Below are 23,507 nucleotides of genomic sequence, written 5' to 3'. Positions count from 1 at the left end.
GCCTTGCAACGCAGGCCGGTAGTTTGTTTGTTTTGCATTTGAATATTTTTACAATGAATAATCTTGCAAAACAAAAGCCTCTGACTTTATCAGAGGCTTCACAAACTACCGAAGGTTTAGTACAACAGGTGGTCCTATATATGTAGGCATTATAGAAGGACCATATCGTTCAAATCATTTTCTTTTGAAAGCAAGGGATAACGTGCATGTTACTCGCTATAGAATTTCTATGTAGCAACACATCTTATCCAGGACGGATTACCTGCTATTAATATCCAGGCTTTTTAGATATCTTTCTTGTTGATCGCTCAATGAAAACAGAAAAACTTTTATATACCACTTTTAAGTCTCTCTAATGCTTCTTCTAATACTTCAAGACCATCAAGTTTTGATACATAAGCATCAGCCCCGCAGGCAAAAGCCTTTTGCTGATTCGGCGTCTCATTTTCCAGTGAAAAAATTAGCACCTTAATAAAAGGCCATTTTTGCTTTATATACTCCGTGGTTTTATAGCCGTCCAGCAACGGCATCTTTAAATCAATAATGCAGATATCCGGCAATTGGCCGGCTTCAAGCTTTTCAATTAATGATTGGCCGTGCTCTGCCTCAATGATCACATTATATCCAAACGAGGTTAAAATGCGAAAGAGTGTTTGCCGGATTAATGGATGATTATCAGTGATGGCGATGGAGAAGGGTGGTTTATTAATCATAGAGGATACGGATGGAGTTGCCTGCGTGCAGGGAATATTGGAATCTGGCATCAGTTCATAAGGGTAGTTTCAATAAAATTCATCCAGCAAAGGAATAAAAATAGTGGGGTAGTGTTGCCATCAATTGCCATGAAAAAAATGTCGTTGGCAATACATTTTTTATGTAGCCGTTATTCTACGATGCAGTTGTTATAATAGATGCTGACCATTATTCATGTATTGTCAGCCCAAATCTTATTTTTTACAAATTATTGCAAAAAATAAGAGCGGCTTCGCACCGATGGATAAGCTGTGGTAAATTAATTTAAGCCGAGTGGAATATCGAATCCGAACGTACTACCCTCCCCAATCAGGCTTTTTACCCAAACTTTTCCTCCCATAGCTTCTATGAACTCCTTGCATATAGCCAGGCCAATTCCGGAACCTTTTTTATCTGATCTGCCCGGAATCTGGAAATAGCGTTCAAATATCTGGTTGATATAGACCTGGTCAATGCCAGGACCATGATCGGTAACTGCAAAAGAAACCTGGTTTTTTGCTTTTGCAACAGCAACTATGACGGTGCCTTCAAAAGGAGAATATCGTATGGCATTGGTCAGAAAATTATTCAACACCCAACTAACCTTATCGGCATCAGCCCTGAAATCCGGCAGGTTTTTTTCAATAGTTTGCTCAATAGTTATTTCTTTTTCTTTGGCAGTGGACCTTACCGCCATGATTGAACTCTCAATTACCTGGCTGGGTGAAACGGATTGAATAGTGAGTTGTATTTTACCCGCTTCTACCTGCGACATATTCAGCAATTCGCTTAATATTTTAAGCATTCGCTGGTTATCATTTTTTATTTGCTGAATTAACTCTTTCTGTTCGTCTGTCAGCGGGCCGACGCGGTTATCTTCGAGAAGTTTGAGGCTGAAATCTGAAGAAGCCAATGGCGTTTTGAGCTCGTGTGAAATGGTGGCGATAAAATTAGTCTTGGCTACATCCAGTTCCTTAAAAGAAGTTATATTTTTCAGAACGATTACTTTATTACTGGTTTCTCCCTGGCCAACTTCAATGAGCTCTTTTACAAAATAATTTTCTTTTCCATCCATAACAATTTTAAAAGGGGTATTGTTGTCATTGGTGATCAGGAACCGGAAAAGGTCGTTTTTATCACTTAGCTCCGATACCGATTTGCCGATAGTTTGTTCGCCTTTTAGTCCGAGTAATTGAAGAGCCTGTTCGTTAACGAACAATACCGAATTGTTCTTGTCTATTCCGATACTCGCATCCTTTAGGCTATTAATAACCGCCTCAGCTCTTGTTTTTTCAAAAATGAGTTTATTGAGGTTGCTGTTCTCAAATTCCTCTAGCCGCTCCGTCATGTCATTGAAGGCGCCTGCCAACTGGCCAAATTCATCTTTACTCTCTAAATGAATCTTGTGTCTGTAGTTCTTTTTGGAAATTTCTTTTATGGCTTCTGTAAATTTTTTGATGGGAGTAACAAGAACCCCGGGAAAATTGTAAACAAAAGTTACCCCAATAATAAAGGCAATGGCAGCAATCGCCGTAATGGTGGCGATTGCTGATTCGGATGAACTGGTGGCATAATTATTTTTCTTTTCTATAGCCTGCATATTCAAGCTGAGAATGGCGTGGATAGAATTTTCGATGCGGTTATAATTTAATTCACTTGAGTCACCTTTCACCAGGTTGTCAAATGCTTCCCGTAAACTTTTTGTTGCCTTTCCTTCGCCGGGTTCAGTAATGTTGGCTTCCTGTTTTTTTAAATAGAGATCGAACTCCTGAATAGCAGACGGGGCATGCAAACGAATACCATCCAGTTGCCTTTGCATAGTATGGCAGTAATCAAGTGTTTCATAATTATTCTTAATAATATTCCTGGATTCCGTTTTTAGTTTTGAGAGATAGTAAAGACTAAAACCGCCCAATAATATCAGTAATAAAAAGAGAAACAGCGTTCCCAGCCTGATTTTATTTTTTACACTAATAGCCATTATGATAAAATGATAATATCGGTTTCACTTTTTGACAATGTTGTCAGGAGCTGGTTAAATACATTGGTTTTTAAAATGACCTGGAACAAGTTAAAATGAGGCTTGCCAATGCAAACAGTGGTGATTCCTTTTTTCAAAACTATATCAATAATGGCTTTGGCAACATTTTCTCCTTTTATCTGAATTACTTCTGCTCCCAGTTCCGTGGCATTTTTAAAATTATGAATTAAATGTCGTTGGGCAGCTAATGGAATCTTTTCAAGAGACTCCTTTGAAGTCTGCACATACAACACATACCAATGGCTGTTGTAATAAGAGGCTAACCTTGCCGTTTTCCGGATCACCTTTTGAGCCGTCTCGTGGTTAGAGGATATGCAAGCCAGGAAACGTTCGTGACGATAGGCGTCTTTTTTTGTTGTTACTTCGTAGTCAACCTTCCTCTCCACCTGGCCCGCCACTTCTTTTAAAGCTAATTCCCTGAGTTGTAAAATTTTTTCCGGCTGAAAAAAATTCGTTAGTGCCTGCTGTACTTTGGCATGATCGTATATCTTTCCTTCTTTTAAGCGGGTTATCAGCTCGTCTGCCGTTAAATCAATATTAACGACTTCATCGGCTATTTGCAGAATCTTATCAGGAACCCTTTCTTTAATTTCTATGCCTGTTATTTTTTCAACATCTTCATTAATGCTTTCAATATGTTGGATATTGATGGCTGATATGACGTTAATACCTGCATCAAGAATATCGAGCACATCCTGCCAGCGTTTTTCATTTTTACTTCCGGGAATATTGGAATGGGCCAACTCATCCACAATTACAACAGCAGGATGGAGCAAAAGAACCGCCTGTACGTCTAATTCCTCAAGCCGCTTGCCTTTATAAAAAACTTCGCGGCGTGGAATGACAGGCAATCCTTCCATTAATGCTTCTGTTTCCTTTCGGCCATGTGTTTCAATATAAGCAACACGAATGTTTACACCGCTGGCCAAAAGGCGGTGTGCCTCCTGGAGCATGCGATAGGATTTCCCCACACCCGCACTCATGCCGATGTAAATCTTCAGCTTTCCATTTTTATCCTGCTGAACCTTTGCTAACCATTTATCTGCTTCCTGTGTGGCCATAGGTCAAAATGAAACGGAAATTGATGATGTAATGAAAGTATTATTCTTTGTTGTGCCATTTTCTTTTGTAAAATTTCATCTTTGAAATTATCGTTATCGTAAGCCGTCTAATGCCACATTGAGTTTTAAAACATTAATTACGGAAGGGGCAAAAACTGATTTTTCAATATGCTGCTCCACCAAAGTTCTTACTTTATCTTCTGCCAGGCCACGAACAGTAGCCACACGTTTTACCTGCACATAAGCGGATGCTGGTGAAATATGCGGATCCAATCCGCTGCCGGAAGCAGTGACCATCTCTGCAGGTATCTCTTCCCTTCTCACGCCTGGATTGTGTTTAAGAAAACTATCAATCCTTTCCTGCACAACTTTTAAATAATCAGGATTGGATGGCCCTTTGTTGCTGCCCGCAGAACCATCGGCATTATAATCGACAGCAGATGGCCGCCCCCAGAAATATTTGTCATCGGTAAATTGCTGGCCGATTTTTTCATAGCCAACTACTTTGCCATTTAGTAAAATCGTTTCACCTCTTCCGCCACCCGGTGTTACTTTACCGATAGCTGCAATAAGCAGGGGATAGAATACGGCGCAAAGGGTGATCATTACCAATGTGAGTTTGAAAGATATTAATATATTCTTCTTCATATAATAGAATTAAATTTGAGTAAATAAAAGTTTATGGATGCTGTCTTTCATATTAAAGCAGGTGAATTTGATGAGAATTTTTTCAACCAGTTAAAGTCCCTGCTCAAATCCAAAAAGAATTTAGAAATAACGATTGCCATTAGTGAAGAGCAGTCAAAAGACATTTTGCGAAAAGAAACCAAAGAGGAATATTTTTCCCGTTTGAATAGAGCAATTGACAATCTTAATAAAGGAAAAGCAATAAGTTTTACCAGCAAAGAATTTGATGATTGATCTACCAGGTGCTGAGCGATGGAAGTATTCATATAATAAGCGTACACGTCCATTATGAGCAATAATTTTATAGTAGTAGTCCTATTAAAAGATCAATCAGTTTGATACCTATGAACGGTGCGATAATGCCACCCAAACCGTAGATTAGCAGGTTTCTCCTTAGCAGGGCAGAAGCCCCGATTGGTTTGTAAGCCACTCCCCGCAGGGCCAGCGGTATCAACAGGGGAATAATGATAGCGTTAAAAATAACCGCAGATAGAATAGCTGACTCAGGACTTTTCAGGTTCATGATATTTAACGACTGCAAAGCTGGTATCGATGCAATAAACAAGGCGGGCACGATAGCAAAATACTTTGCCACATCGTTGGCAATAGAAAAAGTGGTCAGTGTTCCTCTTGTGATTAGTAATTGTTTTCCTATTTCCACCACCTCAATCAGCTTGGTGGGGTCATTGTCAAGGTCCACCATATTTCCCGCTTCTTTGGCGGCCTGCGTGCCGCTGTTCATAGCTACGCCAACATCGGCCTGTGCCAATGCCGGAGCATCATTGGTTCCATCACCCATCATGGCTACCAGCTTTCCTGCCACTTGTTCCTTACGGATATAATGCATTTTGTCTTCAGGCTTTGCTTCAGCAATAAAATCATCAACACCGGCTATGCCAGCAATGTATTTTGCAGTGAGTGGGTTATCACCTGTCACCATCACCGTCTTCACTCCCATCTTGCGCAAACGTTCAAAACGCTCCTGTATACCGGGTTTAATGATATCCTGCAATTCAATCACTCCTTTTATCTTATTATTTACCGCAACAACTAAAGGGGTGCCTCCATTGATTGAAATGGCTTTTACTCTTTCTTCGGTTTCTTTCGGAACAGTATTACCGTCAGCGACAGCCATATCCCGGATGGCATCAAATGCACCTTTCCGGATTTTTGTTCCGGAAGCAGTATTTACGCCGCTGCTTCTTGTTTCGGCAGTGAATTTAACAGAGACGCTGCCTGTTTCTATTTTTCCATTGATCCCTTTTTGCGCAGCCAATTCGACAATTGATTTTCCTTCCGGGGTTTCATCGGCTAAAGAACTCATTGCAGACATTTCAATAAGTTCTTTTTCATCCACACCAGGAGCAGGATAAAAATTAGTGGCCTTTCGGTTGCCAATCGTGATCGTACCGGTTTTATCTAATAGCAACACATCTACGTCGCCGGCGGTTTCAACAGCTTTACCACTTTTGGCAATCACGTTTGCCCGCAACGCCCTGTCCATACCTGCAATGCCAATAGCGGATAACAGGCCGCCGATGGTTGTAGGAATGAGGCAAACAAACAGGGAAATAAATGCGGCGATGGTTATCGGCGTGTTGGCATAATCAGCAAATGGTTTCAGTGTTACACAAACAATGATGAAGATAAGTGTGAAGGCAGCCAGCAAAATAGTGAGTGCAATTTCATTGGGAGTTTTTTGTCTCGATGCGCCTTCTACCAATGCGATCATTTTATCCAAAAATGATTCACCGGGTTGAGTGGTTACTTTGACGACGATGCGATCGGATAAGACCTTGGTGCCGCCGGTAACGGATGATTTATCTCCACCCGCTTCACGAATAACGGGGGCGGATTCACCGGTGATAGCTGACTCATCGATGGTGGCGATCCCTTCCACAATTTCTCCATCCATCGGGATAATATCCCCGGCTTCGCAAACAAAATAATCTCCCAGCCGCAATGCTGAAGAAGAGATTGTTTGAACCTGGCTGCTAAATGTTTCTCCAACTGCATTTACTTTTTTCGCAGGGGTGTCTTCTCTTGTTTTGCGAAGACTTTCGGCCTGCGCTTTACCCCTTGTTTCTGCTAACGCTTCAGCAAAATTTGCAAACAAAACAGTTATGAGCAGGATAAGGAAGATGACAATATTATACCATAGGGCGCCCTGGCTGCTATCACCTGTTAACAATTGATACAATACAACGGCCAGCATTACTGCAGTGCCGATTTCAACAGTAAACATTACCGGGTTCTTCACCATCAGCCTCGGGTTCAATTTTGCAAAAGATTGTTTGATGGCCGTGCCCACTAAAGCCGGGTCAAATAATTTTATACTGCGTTTTCTTTTAGACATGATTTTTTCCTGGAAAGCATCTGCCAGGAAAGCAGGATTTATTTCTTAAATGATAATGTATGTTTCATTTTTAATGATTTTAAAGTCCCTTTAGGGATTTAGGGCGAAATACTCAGCCAGCGGTCCCAGGGCCAGCGCTGGGAGGTAAGACAGAGCTGTTATGATGATGATCACTACCAGCGTCATGGCTCCGAACGTTGTAGAATCTGTTTTTAATGTTCCCGGGGATTCAGGAATGAATTTTTTATTGGCCAGTAAACCAACTATAGCAATCGGTGCAATGATGGGTAAGTAGCGCCCCAGCATCAGTACGATGCCCGTTGTTACGTTCCAGAAAATATTATTATCACCCAATCCCTCAAAACCGCTACCGTTATTGGCATTGGCTGATGTGTATTCATACAGCATTTCAGAAAAGCCATGGTAAGATGGATTGTTTAACCATGCAGAAGGCTTTACCTGCCATGCAATATCAGGATGATGCACTACCATATAAGCAGCTAGTGCGGTAAATCCTTTTATAAGAAACGCTGATAACAGCGTTATCAATGCTGCAATCTTTACTTCTCTTGCTTCTACTTTATGCCCCATGAATTCCGGTGTTCGTCCAACCATCAGGCCGGAAATAAATACAGCGATGATGATAAAGATGAAATAGTTTAATAAACCGACGCCAACACCACCATACAGTGCATTGATCATCATATCCAGAGTGACTACACCACCGGAAATGGGAGTAAGACTATCATGCATGCCATTCACCGAACCATTGGAGGTTGAAGTAGTGGCGACGCTCCAGAATGCAGTGGCAGCGGCGCCTAGTCTTACTTCCTTTCCCTCCATGCTCCCTGCAGTTTGTGCTATTCCTAACTTATCAATGGCAGGATTGCCTTTTGTTTCATAATAAATATTGATGCTGCAAAAGATCACAAAAAGAAACGTCATGACTCCGAAGATCACTGTCGCCAGCTTCTTTTTATTGATATAAAAACCAAGTGCAAAAACCAGGGCGATTGGGATAAGGAGAATGGAAATGGTTTCCACGGCATTGGTAAAGTAGTTGGGATTTTCCAGCGGATGTGCAGAGTTCGCTCCAAACCAACCACCGCCGTTTGTGCCTAACTGCTTAATGGCAATCATGCCGGCAGCTGGTCCTTTCGAAACTTGTACGCCGTCACCCTGTAATGTTACAATACTGTCTTTACCATCATAGCTGGTGGGGACACCATTAAAAGCAAGTATTACGGCAACAACTATTGAGAGAGGCAAAAGAATTCTGGTAACAGATTTTACCAGGTAGTTCCAAAAATTACCGAGGTTATTGGTCGTTTTTTCTTTGAAGCCATTGAGCAGGGCAACTAATGCAGCTATTCCGGTGGCGGCGCTGAGAAATTGCAGGAAAGTGATCACAAATAATTGCGTGAAATACGTTAATCCCGATTCACCGGAATAATGCTGCAGATCGCAGTTCACCAAAAAACTGACGGCCGTATTAAAAGCCAGGTCAGGTGTTTGACCACGATTTCCATCCGGGTTCAGCGGCAGCTTATCCTGGAAAATAAGCAGGAACATAGCATACACCAGCCATAGCATATTAACGGTGAGCATTGCCTTTAGAAACTGTTTCCAGTTCATGCCCTCGCTGGGATTGATACCGCTGATGCGAAAAATGAACCGTTCAAAGGGGGCCATAAAATCAGTGAATGTTCTTTCGCCTTTAAAAACTTTGGCAATGTACCGGCCTAGCGGATATGCGAGCAGCACCGCCAACAAAAACATAATTAGTACACCTAAAATTTCGCTGTTCATGCAATCAGAATTTTTCTGGTTTGATCAATACATAAACCAGGTAGCAGAAAACTGCTGTTGATAAAATGAATAATACGGTCATCATCATAAAAGGAATGTTTTATTGCTGCTTATGCAGCGGTTAAATTTTTTCGAACCAGTCAATGGTCTTAAAAAGAAGCCGGAATACAACCAACCCGGTCAGTAATAAGAGGACACTTAACATCTCTTTGAATATTTAAATTTTGAATTTGACATACAGGAAATACGACAATGCCGTCATAAGCAGGGACACGACAACGACCCAAACAAGAACTCTGAACTGATCGTTTTGCTCATTTTTCATAATGAAAAAACTTAAGCGGTGAAATGCCTGATTAATAAACCAGCTACTAACAGGGTGACATACACAATCGGGAAGATGATATGCAACCCGGGCCCATACCTGGTTTCTTCTTTTTTAGTTGGTTCCATGTTTTATGATTTGCCGGGTAAAGGGCCAATGGCATGCCTGTTTAAGCCGGAACCGGGCGGGGAGCCGGGAAGCCAGGCGCAGAGCGGGTTTCGGTGAAATTGAAAAACTGGAACCAAAAAGTTGAAAACAAAAAACCCTTTCAAAATGAAAGGGTCGTTTTCCAAAATGAAAGAGTTTATTTACTGATATGGTATTCCTCCATCTTACGGTAAAGCGTAGTGAGGCCAATACCTAAATGTTCGGCGGCCCTGGTTTTATTGCCCCTGGTATAATGCAGCACTTTTTGAATATGGATCTTTTCAACACTCGCAAGTGTCAGGTTAGTGGCGCTTTGTTCATTTTGTCGTTGAATCTCATAAGGCAAATGTTCAGGGAGCACTTCTTTTCCATCAACAAGGATGGTAGCTCTTTCTATTACATTTCTCAATTCACGAACATTTCCTTTCCACCGGTATCGTTGCAATAGCTTTAAAGATTCGTCGTTAGCATGTAAGCCAGGTTTATTTTCCCGGTTTCCAAACCAGGAAAGAAAATTGTCGACCAATGCGGGTATATCCTCGCTGCGATCATGCAAAGCGGGTAATTGAATAGCAAAAACATTTAAGCGGTAATACAGGTCTTCCCTGAATTCAGCTTCCTCTATCCGTTTGACCAGGTCACGATTGGTTGCAGCTATGATCCTTACATTGACCTTCGTTGTTTTTTCATCTCCCAGTTTGATAAACTCTCCATTTTCAATCACCCGGAGCAGCTTTGCCTGGAGATCGATACTTAACTCGCCGACTTCATCCAAAAACAGGGTTCCCTGGTGGGCTATTTCGATCAGCCCTTTTTTATCTTTTGTTGCGCCTGTATAGGCTCCCGCCTTATGCCCAAACAGCTCACCCTCTAAGAGTTCTTTTGTAAAGGCGCTGCAATTGATAGCGATAAAAGATTGGCCAAACCGCTTGCTGTTGCTGTGTATAGCATTGGCAAAAATCTCTTTGCCTGTTCCGGTTTCTCCCAAAAGCAAAACATTGGCATCTGTAGGGGCTATTTTTTTAGCCAGTGCGATGGCCTCCTTTATTAAAGAGCTTTGACCAATTATCTCATCAAAATGCTGAGTTTCCCTGTTCTTGATTTTAATGGCAGATTTTCGCTGCGCCGCCACCCTATCCATCGCCTGGTAAAGCAGGGGCACGATCCGGTCATTGTCATTTCCCTTGGTGATGTAATCAAATGCCCCATTCTTGATGGCCTGCACGCCATCCGGAATATTTCCGTAAGCGGTAAGCAGGATAATTTCAGCCAACGGGTATTTTAGTTTGACCTCTTTTACAAAATCAACGCCGTTGCCATCGGGCAATTTTACATCGCAAAGCACCACATCTATTTCTTTTTTGTTGAGCAGGTCAAAGCCGGCCCTAAGCGTTCCCGCTTCATCTACATGAAAGCCTTCTAAACCGATGATCCGGCCCAGGAGTCTTCGCAATCCTTCTTCATCATCAATCAGTAAAATATTTCCTGGCATAAGTCAGGCAAAGCTATGAGTTTAACCGAAGTTTAGCTATTGCGTTATTGTTGGGTGGACGTGTTGAATAAATAAAAAGGGAGATGATAGCGTAAGCCATGCAGTCTATTAGGTGGTAGACCTTGAAAAAATATTGAACCCAAATTTTGCAGTAGGCTGCAAAATCTGGGTTGAACGGGAAGCAGTCAATCAACCCGGAGTTCACTCTGCCCTGGCCTGGGCTGTGAGACTCCGGGCGGAAAAAAAGGGGATTCGAACTTTTACAGAATAGAACGAAGCGGGAATTAAAAAAACTTTTCTATAAGTTCATTTAACACTTCCTGGGTAAGGGGTTTGTTTTGGAATGCTTTTATTTCATTTGAATATTTTTCAGTTGCCATTTTTTCATCGCCCGGGTTCAAAGAGCTTGTGAGCATTACAATAATCACAGGCCTGTCTTCCGTAATTATTTTTTCTTCTTTAATTTTTTCTAACAAATCAAAACCATTCATCCCCGGCATATTAATATCAAGAAATATAAGGTCGGGCAAAGGATATTGACCTGGGGCCCGCTTTCCAAGTTCAAAATACTCCAGTGCTTCCTCTCCTGTTTCTGTTGTTTTTATATGTTGAGCCGCATTGGCGTTCCTGATTACACGGGAATGAAAGTAATTGTCATCTACATTGTCGTCAATTAGTAATATGCAATTCAACTGTTTCACAAAATCTGGATTATTGTTTTGGAATAGTAAAATAAAATGTAGAGCCAATACCTGGTTTTGAACTCACCCAAATATTGCCTTCATTTAATTCAACAATCTTTTTGCAGGTAGCAAGCCCAATGCCCGTTCCGGGGTATTGTTCCTCAGTATGTAATCGCTGAAAGATTAAAAATATTTTTTCCAGGTATTCTTCTTTAATCCCCACACCATTATCATTAACCGAAAATTCCCATTCATTGTTTTTCTCCTCACAGTGAACCTGAATTTCCGGTTTTATATTTTTCTTTTTAAACTTAAGTGCGTTGCCTATAAGATTTTGAAACAGCTGCTTTATCTCAATTTTATTGGCATTAATGACTGGCATCTCATTTACCTTTAATTGCGCCTGGGCTTCTTTAATGTTAAAATGCATGTCCGTTAAAACTTCATTTATCACTTTATTGCAGTCTACTGCTTCAATTGATCTGTCTCTTCCTATTCTGGAGAAATTTAAGAGTTCGCGGATGAGAATTTTCATTCTATCTGCCGATTTTATTATAACACTTAAGAAATGATTAGATTCTTCACTCAGATTTTCTTTTGATTGTTCCAGCAAGCCGCCATAATTTGTAATATTTCTGAGCGGTTCCTGTAAATCATGCGAAGCCACATAAGCAAATTGTTCCAGCTCTTTATTCGAAGTTTCAAGGCGGGAAGCATATTCCTTCAATGCCATGGCCGCCTGTTTCTGATCAGTAATATCTCTGATGGCAGCGGAAACAAGCAGTCCTTCTTCTGTTTCGATAGGGCTTAAACTTATTTCTACAGGAAATTCAGTTCCATCTTTTTTTCTGCCATAAAGATCAAGGCCGGCGCCCATCGATCGTGTTCTTGGCGCTGAAAAAAAATTGTGACGGTGACCCGGATGAATTCCTTTGAAACGAACAGGGATAAGTATTTCTACTTTCTGGCCGACGATTTCTTCCCTTTTATAGTCAAATAGTTTTTCTGTTTGTGCATTTATCAATTGAATATTGCCTTCTTTGTTTACTATTACCATTGCGTCAGGAGCTGATTCGAGCAATCCTCTGAATTTAGCTTCAATCTTTTTTCTGATTGTAATATCACGGATAGCGGCCGAAACAAACATTCCTTCTTCAAGTTTCAGCGGGCTTAAACTAATTTCGACAGGAAATTCTGTTCCGTTCTTACGCATGCCGTAAAGTTCAAGCCCCGCACCCATCTCTCTAACTTTAGGGTCTGCAAAAAAATGTTTGCGGTGTCCGGGATGTTTGTCTTTAAAACGCGGAGGAATTAATATTTCCACTTCCTTTCCAAGAAGGTTCGAACGTTCATATCCAAATAGTTTTTCTGTTTGTGCATTAATCAACACAATTTGTCCGAATCTATTTACAATGACCATCGCATCAGGAGCCGATTCCAGCAATGCCTGAAATTTTCCTTCCGCTCTTTTCCTTTCGGTAATATTCCTGATCACTTTGGTAATTCCTATGATCTTTCCTTCATCGTCCTTCAAAGCGGATAAACTTACCGAAACATAAATCAAATTATTATTTTTATCAATTCTTTCGGTTTCATAATTTTCTACCTGTTCGCCCCATAAGATACTTTCTACTAATTTTCTTTCTTCGTTTGCTTTTATGGAAGGAATGATGGCTTCAACATCTTTACCTAATAACTCTTCTGAATCATATCCGAAAAGTTTTTCTGCCGATTTGTTAACAAAAAATATTTTTCCGCCAAGATCCCTTACAATTATAGCATCTTTTATGGATTCTAATACACCTAGATGTGAGTAAGAGTGTTGATTCATGAGTCAGTTAGTTGGATAAGGAGAACTCAAAAGTTAAACTTACAAATTAAAAATTACATTCAGTCAAAATGCATTTGGAAGGTTGGGACAGAGATCTATAAAGGACTGGACTTAAATTGGTGTCGGGGATTGCTAAAAAAAATCATGCCCGGGACGGATATGCATCGGACTACCCAGGCATGATCCATTTATGAAGGGGTTTTCCTTTTCATTTGCCGTGCTTGCTTCATTCAGTTTTTTGGATGGATAAACAACAGGATGGGCCGGTATTTTTATCGCTGGCGGAATACTCTTTTTCCGTATTGTTTTAAGAGGTAAGACTTTTATATCCGCGACATACTGAGTCATTGGTAAGCACTGGAGATAATGCTGTGCGTAAAATTTATTCCTCAGGAAAGTTACTTTGTTTAATTGTTAATTGCGATTGGACTGGATATGAAGTTGAAAGAATTTTTCAACTATTATGATATTCACTAAAACCATTTAATTGATTACCCCTATAGTCATGTATATTTTTTCCAAACCGGATTTATTGGGCTGGCATGTATCGAGGTAAGGATTTCTATTTTACTTGTTGATTTTACCAATCAATTACGTGCAGAGAGAAAAAGCCTCGATGAAGCGATAAAAGAAGCGGTCGAACTCCGGTTCCTGCCCATTGTGCTGACAAGTTTAACAGCTTTGGTGGAACTTGTGAAAAAATGATAGCTGTGCTATTGGTGTCTTTTGCAGCATGAAGTGTAAAGAGACGTTCTACTATCGCAGGTATCGCCATAATTAACTTTGACCGCCTGATCAGTATTCAGTCATTGATAAAGAGCAGAAGAAAAATTATTATCCATCTTTTTCAAACATTTCACACCGGGTTCTTTGTAACGCCAAGGCGTTACAAAGCTGTTCGTATTGACCACCCAAACATGAAAAAGTCAATTATATAAATACGAACCGTTTAAAAAAAAAATAAAAGGGGTAGATAAAAATCTTCCCCTGTTTTAAAAATCCATAATTCAACGAAAATCTGCTAAATGATAAACAATTAATAAGCCATATTCGGGAAAAGGAATTGTCAACCTTTTAAATACTGGAATTATCTCCCTGAGAGGAATGAATACTACAATGAGTATCACATTGTGGTAAGTTTTTCCCCCTTTGAAAAGAAATCAAATCATGAAAAGGGTCTCATATCAACTCATCAGCTTACTCTTCATTCGTGCTAAAAACAATTCTTTATAACCTGCGCTAATCGGACCTGTCAGATACTACTCCTGAAAGCGTTGTTATTATCTACATGGTTTTCTTTCTTCTTTTCTTGCTCCTGTCGGGGTGTCAAATCAGCCATTGGCCATTGCTCAAAGTGCCGCTGACGTTTGAAAGAACCCGTTTATTTGTATCTTTCAATATCGCATTGTACTAATTCTTAGAGTTAGTTTTAAGTGTTTTATGATTGCAAAAAGCACAAATGAAATCGAAATATCGCTGTTACTGGAAGCTGTCTTTCAGAAATATGGATATGATTTCCGGCAATATTCTGAGGCGCATATCAGGCGCAGGATTATGAACAGGATGCTTCTGTCCGGCTTGAAAAATATTCCGGAAGTGCAGTTCAGGATTCTTCATGATGAACTGTTTGCATCCCAACTTCTCCTGGATTTATCCATTACTGTATCGGAAATGTTTCGTGATCCTGATTTTTATAAATCATTACGGGAGAAAGTTATTCCGTTTTTGAAAACTTATTCTTTCATTAAAATATGGCATGCAGGCTGTTCAACCGGTGAAGAAGTTTACTCTATGGCTATCGCTTTAAAAGAAGAAGACCTGTATGATCGGGTCACTATTTATGCCACAGATTTTAACCAGCAGGCAATAAACCAGGCAAAAGAAGGAATTTACTCCTGCGAAGCAATAAAAGAATATACCGCCAACTATCAGGCGTCGGGAGGAAAAGAATCATTTTCGGACTATTATACGTCGAGTTACAATATGGTAATTATGAAACAATCGCTTAAAAAAAATATAGTATGGGCCAATCACAATCTTGTTACTGACAGTGTTTTTGCAGAAGTAAATATGATCTTGTGCCGTAATGTGCTTATATATTTTAACAGGGAACTGCAAAATAAGGTGCATAAACTTTTTTTTGACAGTCTTGTCAACGGTGGAATCTTGTGCCTGGGAGCTAAGGAAAGCTTGCGGTTTAGCAATTTTTTCGATTCTTATACAGAAGTAGAGAGAAAGCAAAGGATTTTTAAAAAAAAGTATGAAACTATTTACTAAATTAGTTAATTAGTGAGGCTCATAACTTTTATTCTTCGTCAGTTATGAGTAACAGTTCATCTTACAGTAATTGCCTCACGATAGTCTAATATTCAAAGAGAAACCTGGTGGGGTAATCATTTTTTGAAAGGGCTATTGTATAAACACGGCAGATATATGCCGGAATAGTAGCGGGATTAAAGATAAAATATCACTAAGAAGAGTATTGTCGTAAGAAGCAAGCCCATATGCCCCGGTCTGTTACAGGCCTTTAGTAGCAACAATAAATCCTCCTGCTTTGCAGCGGGTAATTTAATTGTATGCCATATAAAGCCGTCGTTATAGGTGCATCGTCAGGTGGAATGAATGCCTTGAAAGCCATCTTGCCAGTCTTGCCTGCGGGTTTTAGCATGCCTGTTATCATCGTACAGCATATAAGTGCAACTTCCAACAGTTATTGGATAGAAATGCTGGACAACTTATGTGAGCTTCATGTAAAAGAAGCCGATGAAAAAGAAAAGATACAACAAGGATATGTATATATAGCTCCTCCCAATTATCACCTACTGGTTGAGCGGGATGAAACACTTTCTCTTTCTGCCGACAAACGGATAAACTTCGCCCGCCCTTCTATTGATGTACTTTTTGAATCCGCAGCAGATGTTTATAAAGAAAGGCTTATCGGTGTAATTCTAACTGGTGCAAATAATGATGGTACTGAGGGTGCACAAAGAATAAAAAAGCACGGTGGGCTGATCATAGTCCAGGATCCTGAAACTGCCGAGTCAGCTTTTATGCCGGTTTCTGCCATTGAGAAATCGCCTGTTGACCATATTTTATCGTTAGAAAGAATCGCAGATATCCTCATAGAAATAAACAAGAAACCTTAATTCCAAGAATATGAACCATTCTATTAAAACCAGGCTATTAGGCGGATTTTCAGTTATTGTACTCCTCCTTATTGTTGTAGGGCTTCTTATGTCAAACAAGCTGTCGGAAACAAACGGAAGACTGGAGAATTTAGTAGACGTGTCGTCAAAAAGAATAAATCTTTCACATGAACTGCTGATACTTGTACTCGATGCAGGCCGGCATGAAAAAAATATTATACTGGAAAAAGACCCTGTGAAAAAGGATTACTATAAAGATCGGATCTATCAGCCATTGGGCATAATCGATAAAAAGATGAATGAATTATTTGAACTATCTGACGAAAAAGGGAAAGCGTTCCTGAATGAATTTAATAATTCATGGAGCAGCTATAAAGCAGATCTTGATGAAATAGTTTTACTGGCCCTGAAGAATGAAGATGAAAAGGCATTTAGGATTTCTATTGACAAGGGTGCAAAAGTCAGGGACGCCGCCATTACCCAATTACAAAAAATTGTTGAAAAGAATGAAAAAAGCATGGCAAATGATAAGGCCGTCAGTGATCAGAGTTACAAATCCTCGCTTAACCTGGTGATCACATTGATAATTGCAGCGCTTATTCTGTCTATTGGCATTGCCTACTGGATTATCCAGGGAATCACCAAAAGGATCACATCCATTGCTTTTGAAGCCGAAAAAATTGCAAGCCGTGAGTTTACAAATGAAAAACTTGAGGATAAAACAAAAGATGAATTAAGACCTATTGTCAGTTCATTAATCAACATCAATGAAAGCTTCCGTGAAGTCACCGAAAACGCCAATAAAGTTTCATCCGGAAATTTCGCTGTCGAAATAATTCCCAGATCTGAAAAAGACATTCTTGGTAATGCGTTGAAAAAAATGACTATCTCACTTCGTGAAACTACGGCAGAAAACGAAAAGCACACATGGCTTACTACAGGCCAGAATCGTCTTAATGAAAAATTGCGCGGCGACCAGGGCATAGAGGAACTGGCTTCTAATACGATCGCTTTTTTATGCGGCTATCTTAAGGCCAACATCGGTTCTGTCTATTTGCTCAATGAAAAAGAAAACACTCTTACTCTTTCGGGGCAATATGCATTTTCGTCTGAAAATGGAAATGGGATAAGAAAAAAATTTAATTCGGGTGAAGGGCTGATCGGGCAGGTTGCCCATGAGCAAAAACAAATGTTTTTAACGGATATAAAAGATGAAGATATACGCATTGTTTCATCCGTCCTCGATGCAAAGCCACGGCATCTGATCATTACTCCTTTCATGTTTGAGGGAAAGACACTGGGAGTTATAGAGCTTGGACGGTTAACAGATTTTACCGGGACGGAAAAAGAATTCATCAAATCTTCCATGGAAAGCATTGGAATAAGCATTAATTCAGCTATATCCCGAAAACGCATACAGGAATTATTGGAGGAAACACAGGTACAGAGTGAAGAGCTTCAAAGTCAGCAGGAAGAACTTAGGCAGGTGAACGAAGAACTGGAAGAACAAACACAAAACCTGAAACAACAGCAGGAAGAGCTGCAAATGACCAACGAAGAACTGGAAGAGCAAACACAGGCACTGGAAGTAAGAAATAAAGAAGTTGAATCTGCACGGGGCGATATAGAACAAAAAACCAGGCAATTGGAAATAAGCAGCCGGTATAAATCTGAGTTTCTGGCCAACATGTCGCATGAGCTAAGAACCCCGCTCAACAGCTTACTTATTCTTTCTAAAGACCTGTCAGATAACAAATCTGAGAATCTTACAAAAGAACAAGTGGAGTCTGCCGGCATCATTTATAAAAGCGGTCAGGATTTGCTGACGCTGATAAATGAAGTGCTGGATTTATCCAAAATTGAAGCGGGGAAAATGGTGCTTAATATAGAAAAGTTGGCATTAAAAAAATTGGCAGATGGCCTTTACGGGGATTTTAAGCACCAGGCAGAACAAAAGGGCCTCGGGTTAAATGTAAACATAAGCAAACAGTTGCCGGAGTACATCCATACAGATCCCCAGCGGCTGAACCAAATCTTGAAAAACCTGCTGTCAAATGCAGTAAAATTTACTGAACAGGGAAGCATTACTGTAAACATTTACGGGAACGGAGAAAACAAAATTGCCATATCCGTCACTGATACAGGAATAGGAATTTCCCAGGGAAAACAGTTGACAATATTTGAAGCATTTCAGCAGGGCGATGGAAGTACATCCAGGAAATATGGCGGTACAGGATTGGGACTTTCTATTTCAAGAGAACTTGCCAAATTGCTGAATGGAGAAATTACTCTCACCAGCAAAACAGGTGAAGGGTCAACCTTTACACTTGTTATCCCGCAGGAAATACAACACAAGGAAGCAGTAATTTCTATTGTGCCGGAAGATATTGACCGCTTTAAAAAAGTACCTGTAAACGCTAATGCCTTTCTCAATTATCCTGCAATTGAAGATGATAGAAAAGCAATTGGAGAAGATGATAAGATCGTTCTTGTTATTGAAGATGATTTAAAATTTGCAGAAATTCTTCTGAAGCAGGCTCACAACAAAGGGTTCAAATGCCTTGCTGCAGCAACGGGCGAAGATGGACTGGTACTGGCAGAAAAATACCTGCCTCATGCCGTTATCCTGGATATTGATTTGCCAGGTATCAGTGGCTATAAAGTGCTGTCCCAATTAAAATCGAACCCGTTCCTGCGACATATTCCTGTTCATATCATGTCTGTTGAAGAACGCTCCCTGAAACCTATTAAAGAAGGTGCGGTGGAGTATCTTAATAAACCAATCAATAAAAGGCAATTGGATGAAGCATTTAACAGGATAGAAAATTTTATTGACAGAAAGATGAAGCATCTCCTCATTGTTGAAGATGATGAAAATTCCCGCAAAGCAATACAAAAACTGATTGGTAACGGGGACGTGAGATGTTTTGAAGCAGGAACAGGAAAAGAAGCATTGGCAATTTTTGAAGAAAATCATATTGATTGTATTGTTCTGGATATTGGTTTGCCGGATGTCAGCGGGTTTGAGTTGATCCGGAAATTCGAAAAAAAGAAAGAGAAAATCATTCCTCCTGTAATAGTCTACACCGGTAAGGAACTGACAAGGGAGGAAAATGCTGAATTGCAGAAATACGCCGAAACTATCATTATTAAAGGGGTGAAATCGGAAGAACGGCTGCTGGATGAAACGGCGCTTTTCCTGCACAGAACGATCAGTAACCTGCCTGAAACCAAACAGCGGCTTATTGCCAGCCTTTACGATAAAGATATTATTTTCAAAGGCAAGAAAATATTGTTGGCAGATGATGATATGCGCAACGTATTTGCATTATCAAAGATTTTAAAAGAATATGGAATGGAAGTGATAAAGGCCGAAAATGGAATTAACGCACTGGAAATACTCGATAGGCATGGCGAAATAGATTTGGTATTAATGGACATCATGATGCCGGAAATGGATGGGTTTGAAGCCATGCGCAAAATAAGATTGCAGCCAAAGTTTAAACAATTGCCTGTTATTGCTGTAACTGCCAAAGCCATGAAAGAAGATAAACAGAAATGCATTGACGCCGGGGCCAATGACTATATTTCAAAACCTGTAGAAGTAGATCGTTTGCTTTCTCTTATGCGTGTCTGGCTCAGCAAATAAAACATAAAACAATTTGCAATGGACGCAAAACCGAAAATATTAATTGTAGATGACAAACCTGAAAATTTACGGGCTTTGGAAATTGTGTTGAAAGACCTGGATATTGAATTGATAAAAGCCGCCAGCGGAAATGATGCCTTGAAAGCTACTTTGCATAATGATTTTGCCCTGGCGCTGCTCGATATACAAATGCCCGGAATGGATGGTTATGAACTGGCAGGTATATTAAGAGAGGAAGAAAAAACAGCTCACGTCCCATTTATATTCATATCTGCGGTTTATACAGACAACCTGAATGTTTTTAAGGGATATGAAAAAGGAGCCTTTAGTTTTATTACCAAGCCATTTCAATCAGAAATATTGATTAACAAAGTAAAATTCTTTATCGAAAAACATCAGCAGGAAATAGAATTGTATAAGCTCAACGGAGATCTCAAACGAAAAAATGCTGAGCTGGTACAGATAAATAATGAACTGGAATCTTTTACTTACTCCGTATCACATGATCTGAGATCCCCCTTGCGGGCCATGAATGCCTATGCTCACATTTTAAAGGAGGATTATGAAAAACTATTGGATGAAGAAGCCAAACGTTTGCTTGGCAATATATCTGAAAACGCTCAAAAAATGGCGGCGCTTATTGACAGCTTATTGGATCTTTCCCGCCTGGGGAAAAAGGAACTGGTAAAGCAAACTATTGATTTGAACACACTCGTAAAAGAAGTTATTAATGACCTTGAGCAAAATCCCGCCCTTAATAAAAAACTGCAATGGAATATTGCTGATCTGCCCGAAGTAAAAGGCGATCCTGAATTACTTAAGCGGGTCCTGGAAAACCTGCTGTCAAATGCTGTAAAATATTCCGGCAAAAAGGAGAACCCCGTTGTCGAAGTGGGTGGATATACAAAAGAAGCTAAAAGTGTCTTTTATATAAAAGATAATGGTGCCGGGTTTGATATGAGTTATTATAATAAGCTTTTTGGTGTATTCCAACGCCTGCACAAGCCCGATGAGTTTGAAGGAACTGGTATTGGCCTGGCCATTGTGCAGCGAATCATTTCCAAAAGCGGAGGCGAAGTATGGGCAGAAGCTACAGTGGACAAGGGAGCTACTTTTTATTTTAGCCTGCCTGCTGCATATCAGAACCAGGATTTGGTATACGAACGCTGATTAAAACAATTACAAGATATGAATGAATATAGCCCGGTAGAAATCCTTTTTATAGAAGATAATGATTATGACGCAGAACTGGCCATCAGGACTTTGAAAAAGCATAATCTTGCTGATAAATTAAAACACATTGATGATGGTGCTGAAGCGCTTGATTTCATTTTTTCCAGGGGCGCTTATTCAGGCAGCGACCAGCTATCCGGTCTCAAACTGATTATTCTTGACCTTAAGCTGCCCAGAGTAAACGGTCTTGAAATTCTCACGGAACTAAAGGCTGATGAACACAAAAAGATGATCCCTGTTGTTGTGCTCACTTCGTCCCGGGAGGAAAGGGATGTTATCGAATGTTGCAGGCTGGGGGTAAACAGTTATATCGTCAAGCCCGTCAATTTTGAATCCTTCAACAGGGCTATAGCCGACCTGGGATCCTATTGGCTGCTGCTAAACCAAAGTCCCGGCTCCTGAAAATGAAAAGCTGATAGGATGAAATGAGCCATGACGATGCTCGTCACCAACAGGAGATGATTATTTGGCGAATTCCATATGGCTAAAAAACAATAACAAATAAACATATGAAAAAACTAAAAGCCTTTTTAATGGAGAATCAGCAAGCTGCAAGCCAGCCAAAAAATAGTAAATTTAGTTGTGGTAAAATCTAAAAAAGCGGCCCGCGGTAGCAAGCCCGGAACCGGGCAATCCGAAGAAAAGCTACCTGCAAAGGGCAGCCCTGCGAATAAATTTAAAGTAGTAAAAAAGAACAAAGAGGATAAGAAAAAAGCTGCATCCACCAGCTTTGAGGATCTTCAGGATGATGATAGGGAGTTAGGCGGAGAGGGTTAATAATTATTCTGCTTAATAAATTACAAGACTTAATATATTTGCGCCGATTTTCCGCCCTTTGAATAACGCTTTCTTTCCGTTATAACTTCACTCCTTTGAATTTTTTTCTAAAAGTATAATCCTTGTTAGTACTGGCTATACGATGTTTAATCACACTCGTTGCTGCTTTCTAAACCCATTGACGAATTAATGAACAAAGACACTGTTAGACCACAGTCAGAAATAGCCCATTGTAACGGCATTGATCAACTGGTTGATGGTCTTGGCTATTTTCACCCGATATCCTGCGGCGTCATAGAATATATGCAGGAGTACACCATTCCCCGTACTGTCAGGAATAAAGAGTTGCTTTTAAAAGCCGGGGCTGTTTGTAAATATATCTACTTCATTAAAAAAGGAATCTTACGCGGATTTATCAAACAGGGAAACAAAGAAGTGACGACATGGATAACGGCCGAGAATGAGCTGGTAACCGCTATTCCAAGCCTGAATAAACAATGCACTTCAAAAGAATACATTCAGGCAATGGAAGATTGTGAGCTACTTGCATTGAGCTACGAGGATCTCGAAGTCTTGTACAAAGAATTTCCGGAATTTAACATCACTGTTCGCAAACTACTACAGAAGTATTACGAAGATGCCGAAGGGCGGGCTTTTGTTGTCCGCCTTACCAAAGCAGAAGACAGGTACAATTATTTCCTGGATAAATATCCGCACCTGGCCCATAGAGTTCCCTTAAAGTACATAGCCTCGTTCCTGGGTGTTGCTCAGGAAACCCTTAGCAGAGTACGAAAAAAAGCACTACGCAAACGAAAAACCTGAAAGGACTTCTGACACTATGTAACAACCGTTTTAGGAAAGGTACTTTCTTTCTCCCGGTCACATCTTTCAGTTCCATATCCTCCTTATAATTTAATCCTAACTGGATAAACAATCGCTGATTGCAGGCGTCCTCCTCAATCCATTTTGCCAACTTTTCATGGTCTTCTGCTGATAACTCACCCAGAATGTGCTTACGGATAAGGCAGGATATACTGGCATTAACTTTAGAAATGTCAGGGCTCATAAAATATTGGGTTAAACCGCAAAACTAACAGCAAACCTCATTCATAATTATTGACAATTGTCATCATTTAGGAAAAATGATAAACGGCTGATTTTAGGATGACTGTTGTCGCAAAATTCCCGAATGTTCAGGGAAACAAGGATTCTGCCCTGGCAATGCTATCCGTTTTACCAACATCTGCAAATTTGTCGCCGGCGTGATAATAGCCTAAAATAATATGCTCTTTGGTCAGCTTGAGATACATATCAGTCAATAAAAATTTTCCGGTGAATGGCATCAGCCTGAAAACATCATATTCAAAAACTACCACGCAACTATAGGCCTTTTGAGAAAACGGTAGGTTTTTTAATTTAAGGCTGAAGCCGCCCGTTGTTAATCCACATTCCCTGTAATTTAAATACATAGGATTGTCTCGCTCATTCCTTTATGAATGCATTTACAATTATTAATGAATCCGGCACCTCCTTCCCGC

At 40.2% G+C, this 23,507-nt stretch carries 20 protein-coding genes; 9 read left to right on the top strand and 11 right to left on the bottom strand.

Annotated elements, in window-relative coordinates; all coding sequences use genetic code 11:
* Window positions 1-329: 329 nt before the first annotated feature.
* The 4 genes from P2W73_RS25185 to P2W73_RS25170 form a co-directional block, all read right to left on the bottom strand.
* Window positions 330-764: a response regulator gene (locus tag P2W73_RS25185; RefSeq protein ID WP_276504875.1), complete on the bottom strand. Its 435-nt coding sequence runs from the start codon at window positions 762-764 to the stop codon at window positions 330-332.
* Between the two features lie 248 nt (window positions 765-1,012).
* Complete coding sequence (locus tag P2W73_RS25180) at window positions 1,013-2,713, bottom strand: sensor histidine kinase (protein WP_276504874.1); 1,701 nt, start codon at window positions 2,711-2,713, stop codon at window positions 1,013-1,015.
* Window positions 2,713-3,834 carry a sensor protein KdpD gene (locus P2W73_RS25175; RefSeq protein ID WP_276504873.1) on the bottom strand — a complete coding sequence of 374 codons (1,122 nt, stop codon included), beginning with the start codon at window positions 3,832-3,834 and terminating at the stop codon, window positions 2,713-2,715. The genes P2W73_RS25180 and P2W73_RS25175 overlap by 1 nt, the downstream gene beginning before the upstream one ends.
* Window positions 3,835-3,927: 93 nt before the next feature.
* A complete protein-coding gene (locus P2W73_RS25170) occupies window positions 3,928-4,482 on the bottom strand; it encodes a K(+)-transporting ATPase subunit C (RefSeq protein WP_276504872.1) in 555 nt (184 codons plus the stop codon).
* 33 nt (window positions 4,483-4,515) lie between these two features.
* Between P2W73_RS25170 and P2W73_RS25165 the strand changes: the two genes are divergently transcribed.
* Complete coding sequence (locus P2W73_RS25165) at window positions 4,516-4,755, top strand: hypothetical protein (RefSeq protein ID WP_276504871.1); 240 nt, start codon at window positions 4,516-4,518, stop codon at window positions 4,753-4,755.
* Between the two features lie 67 nt (window positions 4,756-4,822).
* Here P2W73_RS25165 and kdpB read toward each other — a convergent pair whose 3' ends face one another.
* From kdpB to P2W73_RS25135, 6 genes are all read right to left on the bottom strand, one after another.
* Entirely contained in the window at window positions 4,823-6,877 is a 2,055-nt protein-coding gene (gene kdpB / locus P2W73_RS25160; RefSeq protein ID WP_276504870.1) for a potassium-transporting ATPase subunit KdpB, read from the bottom strand.
* Between the two features lie 90 nt (window positions 6,878-6,967).
* Entirely contained in the window at window positions 6,968-8,686 is a 1,719-nt protein-coding gene (gene kdpA, locus P2W73_RS25155) for a potassium-transporting ATPase subunit KdpA (protein WP_276504869.1), read from the bottom strand.
* Between the two features lie 4 nt (window positions 8,687-8,690).
* Complete coding sequence (kdpF, locus tag P2W73_RS25150) at window positions 8,691-8,768, bottom strand: K(+)-transporting ATPase subunit F (protein ID WP_276504877.1); 78 nt, start codon at window positions 8,766-8,768, stop codon at window positions 8,691-8,693.
* Window positions 8,769-9,315: 547 nt separating this feature from the next.
* A complete protein-coding gene (locus P2W73_RS25145) occupies window positions 9,316-10,650 on the bottom strand; it encodes a sigma-54-dependent transcriptional regulator (protein WP_276504868.1) in 1,335 nt (444 codons plus the stop codon).
* A 284-nt stretch (window positions 10,651-10,934) separates the two neighbouring features.
* A complete protein-coding gene (locus P2W73_RS25140) occupies window positions 10,935-11,351 on the bottom strand; it encodes a response regulator (protein WP_276504867.1) in 417 nt (138 codons plus the stop codon).
* A gap of 10 nt (window positions 11,352-11,361) precedes the next feature.
* Window positions 11,362-13,164, bottom strand: a complete 1,803-nt coding sequence (locus tag P2W73_RS25135) for a PAS domain S-box protein (protein ID WP_276504866.1) — start codon at window positions 13,162-13,164, stop codon at window positions 11,362-11,364.
* A 486-nt stretch (window positions 13,165-13,650) separates the two neighbouring features.
* Between P2W73_RS25135 and P2W73_RS25130 the strand changes: the two genes are divergently transcribed.
* The 8 genes from P2W73_RS25130 (at window position 13,651) to P2W73_RS25095 (ending at window position 22,791) form a co-directional block, all read left to right on the top strand.
* On the top strand, window positions 13,651-13,869 hold the full coding sequence (locus P2W73_RS25130; protein ID WP_276504876.1) for an efflux RND transporter permease subunit: 219 nt from the start codon (window positions 13,651-13,653) through the stop codon (window positions 13,867-13,869).
* Window positions 13,870-14,604: 735 nt separating this feature from the next.
* Window positions 14,605-15,441 carry a CheR family methyltransferase gene (locus tag P2W73_RS25125; protein WP_276504865.1) on the top strand — a complete coding sequence of 279 codons (837 nt, stop codon included), beginning with the start codon at window positions 14,605-14,607 and terminating at the stop codon, window positions 15,439-15,441.
* Between the two features lie 299 nt (window positions 15,442-15,740).
* Entirely contained in the window at window positions 15,741-16,310 is a 570-nt protein-coding gene (locus P2W73_RS25120; protein ID WP_276504864.1) for a chemotaxis protein CheB, read from the top strand.
* Between the two features lie 10 nt (window positions 16,311-16,320).
* Complete coding sequence (locus P2W73_RS25115) at window positions 16,321-19,959, top strand: response regulator (RefSeq protein ID WP_276504863.1); 3,639 nt, start codon at window positions 16,321-16,323, stop codon at window positions 19,957-19,959.
* 18 nt (window positions 19,960-19,977) lie between these two features.
* A complete protein-coding gene (locus P2W73_RS25110; protein ID WP_276504862.1) occupies window positions 19,978-21,129 on the top strand; it encodes a sensor histidine kinase in 1,152 nt (383 codons plus the stop codon).
* An 18-nt stretch (window positions 21,130-21,147) separates the two neighbouring features.
* Window positions 21,148-21,594, top strand: coding sequence for a response regulator (locus P2W73_RS25105; RefSeq protein ID WP_276504861.1), 447 nt, complete (start codon window positions 21,148-21,150; stop codon window positions 21,592-21,594).
* A 180-nt stretch (window positions 21,595-21,774) separates the two neighbouring features.
* Window positions 21,775-21,969 (top strand): hypothetical protein, encoded by a 195-nt coding sequence (locus P2W73_RS25100; RefSeq protein WP_276504860.1) that lies wholly within the window; start codon window positions 21,775-21,777, stop codon window positions 21,967-21,969.
* Window positions 21,970-22,158: 189 nt separating this feature from the next.
* Complete coding sequence (locus tag P2W73_RS25095; protein ID WP_276504859.1) at window positions 22,159-22,791, top strand: Crp/Fnr family transcriptional regulator; 633 nt, start codon at window positions 22,159-22,161, stop codon at window positions 22,789-22,791.
* 371 nt (window positions 22,792-23,162) lie between these two features.
* Here the strand turns inward: P2W73_RS25095 and P2W73_RS25090 are convergent, their stop codons facing one another.
* Window positions 23,163-23,438, bottom strand: a complete 276-nt coding sequence (locus P2W73_RS25090; protein WP_276504858.1) for a hypothetical protein — start codon at window positions 23,436-23,438, stop codon at window positions 23,163-23,165.
* Window positions 23,439-23,507: the final 69 nt, after the last annotated feature.

This window comes from Terrimonas pollutisoli (assembly GCF_029360765.1).
GTDB classification, from domain to species: Bacteria; Bacteroidota; Bacteroidia; order Chitinophagales; family Chitinophagaceae; genus Terrimonas_B; species Terrimonas_B pollutisoli.
This window is presented reverse-complemented; position numbering and strand designations above follow the sequence as displayed.

What these genes read in the sequence shown, in the direction of transcription:
- P2W73_RS25145 (WP_276504868.1), bottom strand. Translation starts at nt 10,650, where the DNA reads ATGCCAGGAAATATTTTACTGATTGATGATGAAGAAGGATTGCGAAGA.
- P2W73_RS25180 (WP_276504874.1), bottom strand. Translation starts at nt 2,713, where the DNA reads ATGGCTATTAGTGTAAAAAATAAAATCAGGCTGGGAACGCTGTTTCTC.
- kdpB (WP_276504870.1), bottom strand. Translation starts at nt 6,877, where the DNA reads ATGTCTAAAAGAAAACGCAGTATAAAATTATTTGACCCGGCTTTAGTG.
- P2W73_RS25185 (WP_276504875.1), bottom strand. Translation starts at nt 764, where the DNA reads ATGCCAGATTCCAATATTCCCTGCACGCAGGCAACTCCATCCGTATCC.
- P2W73_RS25115 (WP_276504863.1), top strand. Translation starts at nt 16,321, where the DNA reads ATGAACCATTCTATTAAAACCAGGCTATTAGGCGGATTTTCAGTTATT.
- kdpF (WP_276504877.1), bottom strand. Translation starts at nt 8,768, where the DNA reads ATGACCGTATTATTCATTTTATCAACAGCAGTTTTCTGCTACCTGGTT.
- P2W73_RS25135 (WP_276504866.1), bottom strand. Translation starts at nt 13,164, where the DNA reads ATGAATCAACACTCTTACTCACATCTAGGTGTATTAGAATCCATAAAA.
- P2W73_RS25120 (WP_276504864.1), top strand. Translation starts at nt 15,741, where the DNA reads ATGCCATATAAAGCCGTCGTTATAGGTGCATCGTCAGGTGGAATGAAT.
- P2W73_RS25165 (WP_276504871.1), top strand. Translation starts at nt 4,516, where the DNA reads ATGGATGCTGTCTTTCATATTAAAGCAGGTGAATTTGATGAGAATTTT.
- P2W73_RS25090 (WP_276504858.1), bottom strand. Translation starts at nt 23,438, where the DNA reads ATGTATTTAAATTACAGGGAATGTGGATTAACAACGGGCGGCTTCAGC.
- P2W73_RS25175 (WP_276504873.1), bottom strand. Translation starts at nt 3,834, where the DNA reads ATGGCCACACAGGAAGCAGATAAATGGTTAGCAAAGGTTCAGCAGGAT.
- P2W73_RS25125 (WP_276504865.1), top strand. Translation starts at nt 14,605, where the DNA reads ATGATTGCAAAAAGCACAAATGAAATCGAAATATCGCTGTTACTGGAA.
- P2W73_RS25095 (WP_276504859.1), top strand. Translation starts at nt 22,159, where the DNA reads ATGAACAAAGACACTGTTAGACCACAGTCAGAAATAGCCCATTGTAAC.
- kdpA (WP_276504869.1), bottom strand. Translation starts at nt 8,686, where the DNA reads ATGAACAGCGAAATTTTAGGTGTACTAATTATGTTTTTGTTGGCGGTG.
- P2W73_RS25105 (WP_276504861.1), top strand. Translation starts at nt 21,148, where the DNA reads ATGAATGAATATAGCCCGGTAGAAATCCTTTTTATAGAAGATAATGAT.
- P2W73_RS25110 (WP_276504862.1), top strand. Translation starts at nt 19,978, where the DNA reads ATGGACGCAAAACCGAAAATATTAATTGTAGATGACAAACCTGAAAAT.
- P2W73_RS25170 (WP_276504872.1), bottom strand. Translation starts at nt 4,482, where the DNA reads ATGAAGAAGAATATATTAATATCTTTCAAACTCACATTGGTAATGATC.